The 12,440-nt window shown below is 41.2% G+C and carries 8 protein-coding genes and 2 pseudogenes; 9 read left to right on the plus strand and 1 reads right to left on the minus strand.

All coding sequences use genetic code 11. From position 1 onward, the window contains the following. Window positions 1-28 precede the first annotated feature (28 nt). On the plus strand, window positions 29-1,825 hold the full coding sequence (locus LPY66_RS10900) for an ABC transporter ATP-binding protein (protein ID WP_337984367.1): 1,797 nt from the start codon (window positions 29-31) through the stop codon (window positions 1,823-1,825). Window positions 1,826-1,983: 158 nt separating this feature from the next. Here LPY66_RS10900 and LPY66_RS10905 read toward each other — a convergent pair whose 3' ends face one another. Then, window positions 1,984-2,883: a PLP-dependent cysteine synthase family protein gene (locus tag LPY66_RS10905; protein WP_337984368.1), complete on the minus strand. Its 900-nt coding sequence runs from the start codon at window positions 2,881-2,883 to the stop codon at window positions 1,984-1,986. A gap of 237 nt (window positions 2,884-3,120) precedes the next feature. On the opposite strand from LPY66_RS10905, the gene LPY66_RS10910 reads away from it, so the two are divergent. From LPY66_RS10910 to LPY66_RS10945, 8 genes and pseudogenes are all read left to right on the plus strand, one after another. Further along, window positions 3,121-4,623 carry an IMP dehydrogenase gene (locus LPY66_RS10910; protein ID WP_337984369.1) on the plus strand — a complete coding sequence of 501 codons (1,503 nt, stop codon included), beginning with the start codon at window positions 3,121-3,123 and terminating at the stop codon, window positions 4,621-4,623. A 556-nt stretch (window positions 4,624-5,179) separates the two neighbouring features. Further along, window positions 5,180-5,641, plus strand: coding sequence for a hypothetical protein (locus LPY66_RS10915; protein WP_337984370.1), 462 nt, complete (start codon window positions 5,180-5,182; stop codon window positions 5,639-5,641). A gap of 502 nt (window positions 5,642-6,143) precedes the next feature. Continuing rightward, entirely contained in the window at window positions 6,144-6,815 is a 672-nt protein-coding gene (locus tag LPY66_RS10920) for a SanA/YdcF family protein (protein WP_337984371.1), read from the plus strand. Between the two features lie 93 nt (window positions 6,816-6,908). Further along, window positions 6,909-7,102, plus strand: a pseudogene (locus LPY66_RS10925) (AraC family transcriptional regulator); the annotation flags it as partial. 224 nt (window positions 7,103-7,326) lie between these two features. Then, window positions 7,327-8,502, plus strand: a complete 1,176-nt coding sequence (locus tag LPY66_RS10930) for a response regulator (protein WP_337984372.1) — start codon at window positions 7,327-7,329, stop codon at window positions 8,500-8,502. Between the two features lie 25 nt (window positions 8,503-8,527). Next, entirely contained in the window at window positions 8,528-9,670 is a 1,143-nt protein-coding gene (locus LPY66_RS10935) for an HD domain-containing phosphohydrolase (RefSeq protein WP_337984373.1), read from the plus strand. 54 nt (window positions 9,671-9,724) lie between these two features. Next, window positions 9,725-12,097, plus strand: a complete 2,373-nt coding sequence (locus tag LPY66_RS10940) for a hybrid sensor histidine kinase/response regulator (RefSeq protein ID WP_337984374.1) — start codon at window positions 9,725-9,727, stop codon at window positions 12,095-12,097. Window positions 12,098-12,140: 43 nt separating this feature from the next. Continuing rightward, window positions 12,141-12,281 (plus strand): annotated as a pseudogene (locus tag LPY66_RS10945) (GyrI-like domain-containing protein); the annotation flags it as partial. Between the last annotated feature and the right edge of the window lie 159 nt (window positions 12,282-12,440).

The raw sequence follows: 12,440 nt of genomic DNA on the forward strand, positions 1-12,440 counted from the left end.
TCAATAACTGCTGGAAGGAGAGGGTATTGTGGGACTGGGAAGAGTACGCTTCAATGATGATTCCTTGGAATTGCCCAAAATCACCAAGAAAATGCTGATGCGCATTTTCCGTTATTTCATACCATATTGGAAGCTCATGCTGGTTGTTATTCTGACCTTGAGTGTTTCCTCCGTGGTCAATCTGGTACCGCCTCTGGCTATCAGGAGTATCCTTGATCACGCCTTACCGCAGCATGATATGCAATATTTGACCATACTTTTAGGGATTTCTATTGCGGCTGCCGTAACCAGCGGATTATTGCTCGTGGGCCAAAATTATCTAAAAACGTTAGTCGCCCGGAATATCATCTATGACATGAAAAATCAAATGTATCGGCACGTCCAGCATATGTCACTGCGTTTTTTTTCATCCGTTCGATCAGGTGAAATCATTACCCGGATGAACAGCGATATCAACGGCGTGCAGGACATGCTGAATCAAACTATCATCAATACCTTAAGCAGTACGTTAACCATGGTGGCCACGGCCGCAGCCCTTTTTGCTATGAACTGGAAACTGGCTATTCTGGGTATGGTTATCGTGCCCTTATTTATTTTTCCAACCCGAAAAGTTGGCAAAGTCCGGTGGAAGATCGTATCGCAAACACAGGAAAAGGTGGATCAGCTTAACCAGCATCTTCAAGAAACATTCAATATCAGTGGGTCGATCCTGACGAAAATATTCAATAAGGAAAAAAGCGATTATGAAAAATTTGAAAGGATCAATCTTCAGGACTCCCAGCTGCGGATGAAGGAGTCCTTAGCGGGTCAATGGTTTACCATGACGGTTACGATATTTTCCTTTATTGGCCCCATGCTCATCTATTTTTTTGGGGGGTATCTTTTTGTCAAAGGCGAGATATCCATTGGGGAAATTGTAGCGTTTGCAGCCTTATTGGCAAAAATGTATACCCCCGTAGCCCAGCTTTCGAACATCCATATTAATGTCGTACGATCGTTTGCGCTGTTCCAACGGATTTTTGATTATTTTGACCAGCCCCATGACATTGAAGACCGTCCCCTGGCGAAAACGATCACCGCAACCGCAGGGAGAATCGATTTTGAACATGTCGCTTTTTCCTATGACCATATGGTCGATGTCCTGCAAGATATTTCATTCACGGTTGAACCCGACACCATGACGGCCTTGGTCGGAGTGAGCGGCGCAGGCAAGACCACAATCACGAACCTGATCCCGCGGTTATATGATGTCACGGAAGGGGTCGTGAAAATTGACGGGGAAGACATCCGGAACATAACGTTAACATCTCTGCGCAGCCAGATCGGTATTGTTATGCAGGAATCGTATCTTTTCAATGACACGATTGAAGCAAACTTAAAATATGCCAAAGAAGACGCAACCCAAGCTGAAATCATTGCAGCATGTCAGGCGGCGTATATCCACGATTTTATTATGACGCTGTCGGATCAGTACCAGACACTGGTCGGCAACAGGGGAATTAAACTTTCCGGCGGGGAGAAACAACGGATTTCCATTGCCCGCGTGATTTTGAAGGATCCCAAGATCGTTATCTTTGATGAAGCCACTTCATCCTTGGACTCCGTATCGGAGATGTATATTCAAAAAGCGATGATCCCGCTGTTAAAAGGAAAAACCAGCATTGTAATCGCGCATCGCTTATCCACCATTCTGGCCGCTGACCAAATCCTGGTTGTGGAAAAAGGGAAAATCGTCGAGTCCGGAAAACATGCTGAACTTTTAGCACTGGACGGGATTTATCGAAAGTTATGCGACACCCAGTTTAAAACAGAAGAACACGTTTAATCCTCAGACTAAACGTGTTATCTGTTCACGGATGAACAACTGCCGAACATCTATCTACAATATCAAACCTCCGTGTTTATACCAAAATACCGTGTTGACGAAGGCTAGAGTTGGCGCTTCGCTAATACCACGGATGGCAAGGAGCGAATAAAAGTGCTTTATTCGGCCAGATTAAATAAGTTCGTACTTAAATATTTTTCACCGCGATCCGCAAAGAGAACCACAACCAGTCCATGATCAAGATCCTTGATACATTCAAGGGCGGCGACCATGGCAGCACCGCTGCTCATCCCAACGAAGATACCTTCCTGCAAGACAATGGATCTGGCCATCGTAAACGCGTCTTCAGACTCAATCATCACGGTTTTGTCAATCTTCGATGGGTCATAGATTTCAGGAACAATGGCTTCCTCCATATTCTTTAGTCCTTGAATATAATGCCCTTTGACCGGATGGGCCTCAACGATTTGAATATCCGGATTTTTATCTTTGAGCCCCATGCCGACTCCCATCAGCGTACCCGAAGTGCCAAGAGCAGAGACGTAATGGGTGACCAACCCGTTGGTATCGTCCCAGATTTCATTGGCTGTCGTACAGTAGTGGGCCAATTTGTTATATTCATTGGAGAACTGGTTCGGCATAAAGTATTTTTCAGGATATGTCTGGCAGAGCGCGTGTGCTTTACGGATAGCACCATCGGTGCCCTGGGTCGAATCAGTCAGTATGGTCTTTGCCCCAAACGCCTCGATCATTTTGCGACGCTCGACGGATACGGCTTCACTCATTACGATCTCCACAGCATACCCCTTAACGGCTCCGATCATCGCCAGGCCAATACCGGTATTGCCTGATGTTGGCTCGATAATTGTTTTCCCCGGGGTTAGTGTGCCGCACGCTTCAGCTTGCTCAATCATTTTTAAGGCGATCCGGTCCTTAATGCTGCCGGTGGGATTGAATCCTTCAATTTTGGCATACAGCTGAACGTTCGGATTCGGATTCAGCCTGTTGATTCGGACCATCGGTGTATGGCCGATGGTTTCAAGAATATTATTGTACATATGTATCTCCTCCACAAGTCACGCTATCTCTAATATACTACTCGTGCTTCAAGAAATGCAATGGAAAGATGACATTCCCCAAAATTGATCATAATAATTAAATTTTCTCTTTCTGATCAGGAACAATATATGTTATTATATAAGTTAATAATTTAGTACCCCGTTGCTGTTTTGCAACCCCATAGCGAAATAATTGCCCACAAGATAGAACGAAACAAAGTAAAAAGGAGAAATACAATGGCTATTTATTTTGATGAACCCTCGCATACTTTTGGGGAATATTTATTAGTTCCCGGCTATTCCTCTACGGAATGTATGCCTGCGAACGTCAGCCTGCAAACCCCGGTGGTTAAATTCAAAAAAGGTGAGATGTCAGCTTTAAATATGAACATTCCTTTAGTGTCAGCCATTATGCAATCGGTATCCGATGATCGGATGGCGATCGCCTTAGCGCGTGAAGGCGGCATATCGTTTGTTTTTTGCTCTCAGTCCATTGAATCTCAGGCCCAGATGATTGCGCGGGTCAAAAATTACAAAGCTGGTTTTGTGACCAGTGATTCCAATATTACCCCGGACAGCACCTTAGCCGACATTTTGGCCTTGAAAGCGAAAACAGACCATTCCACGGTTGCTGTCACGTCAGACGGTACGGCCACAGGCAAACTCTTAGGTCTCGTGACAACCAGAGACTATCGTGTCAGCAGAATGTCCAAGGATACCAAAGTGAAAGACTTTATGACCAAATTTGAAGATTTAATCTGCGGCAGTGATCAGATTACCTTGAGTGAAGCTAATGATATTATTTGGGATCATAAATTGAATGCGCTGCCTTTAATCGACAAGAACCAAAACCTGAAATACCTTGTATTCCGCAAAGACTATGATTCGCATAAGGAGTATGAGAGAGAACTCCTGGACAGTTCGAAACGGTATATTGTCGGGGCAGGGATCAATACCCGTGATTATGCCGAGCGCGTACCGGCCTTAGTCAATGCCGGCGCCGATGTTCTCTGTATCGACTCCTCCGAAGGTTTTTCTGAATGGCAAAAGATCACCATCGATTATATCCGCAAAGAATTCGGCGATAAAGTCAAAGTCGGTGCAGGTAACGTTGTGGATAAAGAAGGTTTCTTATTCCTGGCTGAGGCCGGCGCTGACTTTGTAAAGGTCGGGATTGGCGGCGGTTCCATCTGTATCACCCGTGAACAGAAAGGCATCGGCCGCGGACAAGCCACAGCCCTGATTGAAGTTGCCAATGCCCGGGATGACTATTTCAAGGAGACGGGCATTTATATCCCGGTTTGTTCTGACGGCGGCATTGTTCATGATTACCACATGACTTTAGCTTTAGCTATGGGAGCTGACTTTATTATGCTGGGCCGGTATTTCTCCCGGTTCGATGAAAGCCCCACCAGTAAAGTCAATATCAACGGCAACTACATGAAGGAATATTGGGGCGAAGGCTCTAACCGTGCCCGGAACTGGCAGCGTTATGATATGGGCGGCGACAGCAAACTGTCGTTTGAAGAGGGCGTGGACTCCTATGTTCCGTATGCCGGCAGCTTGAAGGATAACGTGACGCTGAGCCTGAATAAAGTCCGGTCAACCATGTGCAACTGCGGCGTGCTCACCATTCCCGATCTGCATAAGAACGCGAAACTGACCCTGGTCTCCGCCACCAGTATCGTTGAAGGCGGTTCCCACGACGTTCTGTTGAAGGATAACAGTTATATTAAATAAGGCTGCATAATACAAGAAATAATAGGACGAAAAATAGGCACCTTCGATTGATTAAGGTCAATACGGAGGTGTTTTTTCTGTTTTGGATTTATTTATTTTGAAACAGCTTAATTGCTGGTTAACTTGAGAGAATTATGTCTCAAAAAAGGAATTCGGCAATTTGCCCAGAAATAACATTTATATCCATTGCTATTAGTCAGGTCTCGATGAAATCTAGCTTGGTAGTACAATGAGATTAATTGAATTCCATATAATAGTATTTCAAATGAGAACGCCCAAATGTCGATATCGGTATTTGCACATGTCACATCTGGCTCGGATTAATTGACAAAGGATATAATCCAAAAGTTACTGTAGTCGAAGATTTTGGGAGAGAAGTTTGGAAATTTCTATATAACTCGATGAAATATCTTCTCTCACTTTAAAAAATAGGCTATTTTTAAAATTACTAAACTAGATGACTAAGGGCCTAAAACAGGGAATTTTAAACTGGCTGAGAGTAGTAAGGAGACATTATTAACTATGGTTAACTATAAATAGGGATAGGAGTGGGATTTTGAAAAAAATTAAAATACCTTATCTTATAGTTTTTTTAAGTATTTTTTTCGTTTTACTCTTTGCCGGTTGTTCCACTAATACGGTATCACGATCCCCGGAAGAGTTGGATAAAATTACATTGAAGGTTATGACCAAGTCTCAATTGCCTGAGGGAATAGGGTATTCTATAAAATTAACTAACGGTAGTCCATTCGTAATTAAACAAAATAACGTATATATCGGCTATATCTATAGAATTGGGGATAATAGCAATTCGTTTACTGAGGCCAAAATTGAAGCCGAGGGAAATAAGCTGGACATTGCCCCTGGGGAGGAGGTCATTTTGAACGCATTTATACCTGAAGGTATCTATAACAGTGACAAGGTCGATCTTAGTGTACTTCGATACGAAATAAAAGGTTACATTGACGAAGTCAAAGACAATAACAAGTTTGCTCGATTAGGGTATGACTTGGATTGACTTAAAGGGGTTATGCCATATGGATCTTAATTATAGTAGTCAAATCATGATTGGGCTTTTCTGTTTGATAGTTATCATTATTCTTTTCTTGAGAAAGAGGATGGTGGGGGAACTATTGTGTAAGGTATCTCTATCACGGTTTCGCTATTTCTATCTAGTTTTTAGTATGCTTATTCTATATCAAGGATGCAAAGGACTTTATATTGCCTTGTACTATCAAGGCTATCTTTCGGACTATTCCGTATACAGTTTGATATCAAAATTATTGGGAACAGTATGTTGTTTAACACTGTTTTTCACATCAAAAATTTATATCGGTTTAAAAGGTATAGCTATCCCATATATTCCATTTTTTTCCTGATAGCCAAATAACAAATTATGAAATCAAATCGAATACGCTTATTCTAAAGAGAAGAGGGAAGCGAGAATTCAGAATTAAAATTGAACCAAAAGATGTTATTAATATTTTATAATTGCAGCGTGAAGGATGAATATTTTGATAATGAAGACCTGGCTTAAACATTCGCTTGTCGTCCTGGCTATCCTGGCAGGTCTCGCCGGAGGCTCAGTATTCGTTATTAACAATTATGTGGAACGCATTGGTTCTCAATATATTACCGTTGCTGCGGAAGTCCCGGAGGCGGATGTTATCTTAGTCCTGGGTGCTTATGTTTTTCCAAATGGGAAGGTATCACCGATGCTGAATGATCGACTGACCGTGGCATACGAGATTTACACGCTTGGTAAAGCCTCTAAGATATTAGTTAGTGGTGATCACAGCCGCAAAGATTACGATGAAGTTAACGCGATGAAGAAATTTCTTATTGACAAGAGTGTCCCGACCCAAGATATTTTTATGGACCATGCCGGTTTTAGTACCTATGAAAGCATGTACAGAGCGAGAGACATATTTCAGGCAAAAAGGGTTATTATCGTGACGCAGGGATATCACTTGATGCGGGCGGTATTTGATGCCAGACAGCTTGGGCTCGAAGCCTACGGTGTACCCTCTGATCTTCATGATTACGGTGTCGTTATGACATCCTATCAGTTGAGGGAAATCGCCGCCAGGAATAAGGATTTTTTTGTTGCCAAGCTAATCAAGCCTTTACCTACTTTCCTTGGCGAAGCCATACCAATAACGGGTGACGGAAGTACTACCGATGATCAATAAAGGCGTTATCTGTTCGGCTCGCATATTGGTGCATCAATTGCGAGGATTTAATTTACATTATCCTGTATCCTTGATTTGTCTGGAGGTGATAGCGTGGAATGGATAGCTAAATTAAATGAAGCGGTCAATTATATTGAAGATAATCTCACCAGCGAAATTAGCTACGAGAAAGCGGCGCAAATTGCCTGTTGTTCGACTTTCCTTTTCAAAGAATGTTTTCCTAAATCGCCGATGTCCCGCTTTCTGAATACATCCGGCGGAGAAGAATTACCCTGGCAGCTTTCGATTATTGATTTGTTTCCTTATAAATCAAACTAACTTGAAAAGAAAACCAAGCATGCAAAATCTAACGGTCTTGGTTTTGCTTTGTGATGACGAAACGACAAAAAAATACTTTTTAAACAAATTTCTATTAAGGATAAAAGGGATTTACCAAGCTTTACAGAATATGTTTTATATTCTGTAAATTGCATTGTGCAAAATCTGTAATACTTAATAACGAGGTATCATTGTGAAAAAGCACATACTATTTGTTGATGATGAACCGATGTTGTTGCAAGGGATTAGGAGAATGCTTTGGCCATTACGTGAAGAATGGGAAATGTTTTTTGCCGAAGATGGACATTCGGCGCTTCAAATACTTCGAGAGAGTCCGATTGATGTGATCGTTTCAGATATGTGTATGCCGGGAATGGATGGTGCTGAGCTATTGCAAAACGTTTTGCAGCGGTTTCCGCATGTTATTCGCATTATGTTATCAGGGGATTCAGATCAGGAAAGAGTATTACGTTCTGTTATGCCAACCCATATGTTTTTAATTAAGCCCTGTGACACTACTGTTTTAAAACAAACTGTCGACAGGGCTTCACGTTTAAAGAAACTTCTTAATAATGCCGATATTGCTAATATTGCCAATGGGATTGTACGCCTGCCGAGCATTCCCTTGCTTTATATGAATTTGTTACATGAAATACAGTCAGCCAGTCCATCGTTGGCAAGAATCGGAGAAATTATATCACAGGATTTGGGCATGTCGGCAAAAATTCTGCAGTTGGTGAACTCAGCGTTTTTTTCGCTGCCCAACCATATTAAAGATCCACGTCAAGCAGTTAATCTTTTAGGCTTAAATATTATCAAAGCTTTGGTTCTCTATGTGAATTTGTTTTTCGGAGAGGATTGCTTCGCCAGTGGTTTATCGACCAAAGATATTGGTGATCATAGTATGCAAGTAGGGAGTCTGGCAGGCAGGATTTATAAGCTGGAGTCTAAAAATGCGCAGCTTGAATCGGAAGTTTTGTGTATTGGTTTCTTACATGATATCGGTTCACTCATTTTAAATCAATTTCCCCAATATCGAAGAATTGTCTTAACCGCAGAAAAAGAAGCTGAAAGCAGCGTGCAATTAAATCAGGAAAAGGAAATGTTTGGAACGACTCATGCAGAGATTGGCGCCTATCTTTTAGGTATCTGGGGCTTACCGGATCATTTTATCGAAAACGTAGCCTTCCATCATCATCCTTCAAGTTATAACGGGCAGCATCATCTGGCGTTGACAGCCCTGCACGTTGCAGAAAATTTAGTGACTTCAGGTTATGATACGGCAAAGTGTCTGGAACGGCTTGATCAACCATACTTTGAGAACATCGATTTACCGAGTAAGCTGGAGGAATGGGCAAACTTATGTTAGAACGTCAGTAATCAGGAGGGAGAGCATGAATAATAAAGTACTTTTAGTCGATGATGATCCTTATGTCTTACAAGCTTATACGAGAACTTTGAGGGGCAGCTTCAGCATAAAAACAGCGAAAAGCGGAACCGAAGGTTTAGAAATCTTGAAAGAGGAAGGTCCTTATGCAGTTGTTGTTTCTGATTACCTTATGCCGAAAATGGACGGCGTCCAATTTCTTGCCCAAACAAAAGAGTTGTACCCTGATACCGTTCGGATAATGTTATCCGGGCAAGCAGATTTAGATGCATCAATTCAGGCAGTCAATGAAGGGAATATTTTTCGATTTCTGAACAAACCTTGTTCTCCTCATCATTTTATTAAAACGCTGAATGCCGCGATAGAACAATATAGCTTAGTAATCGCTGAACGGGAATTACTTGAAAAGACCCTAAAAGGGAGTATCAAGCTGCTTTTAGAAGTCAACAATGCCCTGGATTCGCGTGCTTTCAGGCATATTAAAAGATTGCGGATACTTGCCGGCGCTATGGCCAAACGCCTGAAAATAGATAATAGATGGGAAGCTGAAATAGCAGTTATGCTGTCGCAAGTTGGTTGCATTGTTGTTCCGCAAGAAATCGAAAAAAAGCAACTTGCTAATGAACCACTTACGGATGAAGAAAAGGAAATATTTTTTTCTCATGCTCAGTTTGGTAAAAGTCTTCTGATGAATATCCCACGGTTGGAGAGTATTGCCGAAGGCGTCTATTACCAATTCAAACAGTATGATGGACGAGGCTTTCCTAATGACAGTAAAAAAGGTAAAGAAATTCCTCTACTTGGTAGAATCTTGAAAGTGCTGTTAGATTTTAATGCCCTCCTTGAGTCTGGTATGGCTCCTTTTAAAGCGACGGATGAAATGATTCAAAGAAAAGGCTACTATGATCCGGATATCATCGCGGCGTTAAATGCTGAATTACATAAGACGGCAAAAGGATATGTCGTAACTCCGGTTATGATATCTGACCTGGTGTATGGTATGATCCTGGCAGACGATATAACAGATAATAATGGATCAGTGCTAGTTAGGCAGGGACAAGAAATTACCGAAGTTTTACAATTGCGGCTCCTTGTATTTTCACGTTTGGGCCGCGTTACTGAACCTGTTAAGGTATTGAAACCAATCTGATTATAATTCGGATCATTTCCTTTTAGTGAAAAAAAGATAAGGGGGCTCCCTTAGATGAATAAAAAAATTCGAATATTAATCATTGATGATAACTCGCTCTATTGGATGTATTTGCGTAAAGCTCTCAAAGTTACGGCTATTGAAGGGGATGTCGTTGAGTGCGGCGATGTTGCTTCGGGTATTGAGTGGTTGACAGATGACTCTTTTGATTGTATTATTCTTGACTATGTACTGCCCGACGGCAATGGTTTAGCCGTTCTCGAAATGAGGAGGGCCTTAAATATACCCACCCCTGTCATCGTCTTAACAGGTGAAGGCGGAGAACAAATCGCCGTAGAATTAATGAAAGCAGGCGCAAGTGATTATATTTCTAAATCTTCCCTGACTCCCGAACGTTTGGCGCAAAGTATTAAGAATGTAATATATGCTTTTCAGATTGAAAAACAAATCAAACGATCGGAAGAAATATTGAAGAAATATCAAATTCTATCTGATTATGCCCGGGATATTATTTTATTCATACGTTCGGATGGTCAGATACTCGAAGCAAATCATTCGGCAGTGGCTGCTTACGGGTACAGTTATGAAGAGATGACCTCATTAAATATCCAGGATTTACATTACGATAACATTGATCGGCAATTTGAACATGTGCTGGATAAGGCAAATACGGATGGAATTTTATTTGAGACGCTGCATTATAGGAAAGACGGTAGTTCTTTTCCGGTCGAGGTAAGTTCCAGGGGTGCTTTAATCGGTAACGATACCGTTGTCTTAAGCGTGATACGTGATATCACACTTCATAAGGAAGCGGATAATTTGTTGCGGCAAAGCGAGGAAAAATACAGTTCGATTTTTAAACTCTCCCGGGATGTAATTTTTATCACGAACATTGATGGATTGATTCTCGACATTAATCAGATGGGTTCAGAGATATATGGTTATACAGGGGAAGAGTTTCAAACCATGAAGATTCAGAATCTGTATAATAATCCTGATGATAGACTCGATCTTCTGAAAGAAATCACTCAAAATGGTTTTGTAAAAGATTATCCGCTCACATTAAAAAAACGTAACGGGGTTTTAGTCTTAAATTTGTTGACAGCGAATATTAGGGAAAATGAAATCGGACACACTATCATTCAGGGAATATTAAGGGATGTTACGCAGAGCAAGATAGCGGAGGAGAACCTACACCATGCTCATGCCCAGATTAACCATCTGTTAGGTTCTATCTCATCAATTCTGATTGGCGTATCTTCGGATGACAAAATCAACCAATGGAATTCAGCCGCCGAAAAATATTTTGGAATCACTGTCGATAAAGTGATAGGGGAATGTATTCAAGAATGTAAAATTGATTGGGATTGGCTTAAAATTCAAAAACATTACTCCGATTGCAAAAAGCACAAAAAACCTGTCCATATTGAGAATCTGCATTATAGTAATCTAAATAAAGAGAGAAGACTCTTAGTTCTGGATATTAACCACATCCAGGATGCTGATGGGAAGAATTGGGGATATGTTTTTTTGGGAACAGATGTCACCGAGCAAAAGAAACTTGAATCGCAATCTATATTAAAGCAAAAAATGGAATCGATCGGACAGCTAGCGGCGGGCATCGCTCATGAGATTAACACACCGATGCAATATATCGGCGATAATACACGGTTTCTTAACGACTCTTTTCAAGGTATTCTGGCAATTCTCAAAAAATATCAAAATCTAATAAATAATGTGAATAGCATCGGATTCAGCTCCGAATTACCTTCCGAAATCGAAAAACTGAATCATTTTGCTAAGGAAATCGACTTGGATTATTTACAAGAGGAGGTTCCCAAAGCAATTAATGAATCACTGGAAGGAATCAATCGAGTCAGTAATTTAGTATTAACGATGAAGGATTTTTCACATCCAGGCAATCAAGGAAAAATATTTTGCGATATCAATAATGGAATTGAAAAAACAGTTTTTATTTCCAAACACGAATGGAAGTATGTTGCAGATCTGGAGTTTGAGCCACAGTCTGAATTGCCTATGGTCTATTGTGCGATTGACCAGATCAATCAGGTAATACTTAATATGATCATTAATTCTGCCCATGCCGTAAAAGAGCATATTGAGAGTGGTAAAATTACCAGGGGCAAGATAATTATTCGAACAGAAAACGCAGATCCTTTTATCCGGATAACGATCCAAGATACCGGCATAGGAATCCCAGACAAAATTGTTGACAAGATATTTGATCCATTCTTTACGACGAAAGAGGTTGGTAAAGGCACAGGGCAAGGTCTCTCCATAGCCCATGATATTATTGTTAATAAACATCACGGTTCCATTGAGGTCAATTCAGAGGCGGGAAATGGGGCAACTTTTATCATTACCCTGCCAATAATTGATGATAGTTCTGCAAGGCCCAAATACTGAATATCCTCGGCGGTCTCAAATTAGATACCCCATATTTCTAAGGCAAAAACGGATTGTAACAGAGTGGTTACCGACCTCCGGTTACGAGTATGCCAATGCCCCGGACCTTGAGGTGTATTTTGAAGGAGACCAGCTGGCGGATGACTATCGAAGTGAAGTATGGCTGCCTTTAATTAAAAAGTAATAATACAATTACGGTCAGCTTAAAAATTGACTATTTTCTAAAATCACTACACTAGATTACTCAATGCTAAAACGGCATATTTTTAAACATTAAGATCTCTCAACGCTGTTAGGCTGGAGGGATCTTAATGTTTATATATGGCAAAAGGATTCCGGAATA

This window comes from Dehalobacter sp. DCM, assembly GCF_024972775.1.
In the GTDB taxonomy this organism is placed as follows: domain Bacteria; phylum Bacillota; class Desulfitobacteriia; order Desulfitobacteriales; family Syntrophobotulaceae; genus Dehalobacter.

Coding starts and splice junctions, on each gene's coding strand:
- LPY66_RS10905 (WP_337984368.1), bottom strand. CDS start 2,883: ATGTACAATAATATTCTTGAAACCATCGGCCATACACCGATGGTCCGA.
- LPY66_RS10910 (WP_337984369.1), top strand. CDS start 3,121: ATGGCTATTTATTTTGATGAACCCTCGCATACTTTTGGGGAATATTTA.
- LPY66_RS10920 (WP_337984371.1), top strand. CDS start 6,144: ATGAAGACCTGGCTTAAACATTCGCTTGTCGTCCTGGCTATCCTGGCA.
- LPY66_RS10935 (WP_337984373.1), top strand. CDS start 8,528: ATGAATAATAAAGTACTTTTAGTCGATGATGATCCTTATGTCTTACAA.
- LPY66_RS10940 (WP_337984374.1), top strand. CDS start 9,725: ATGAATAAAAAAATTCGAATATTAATCATTGATGATAACTCGCTCTAT.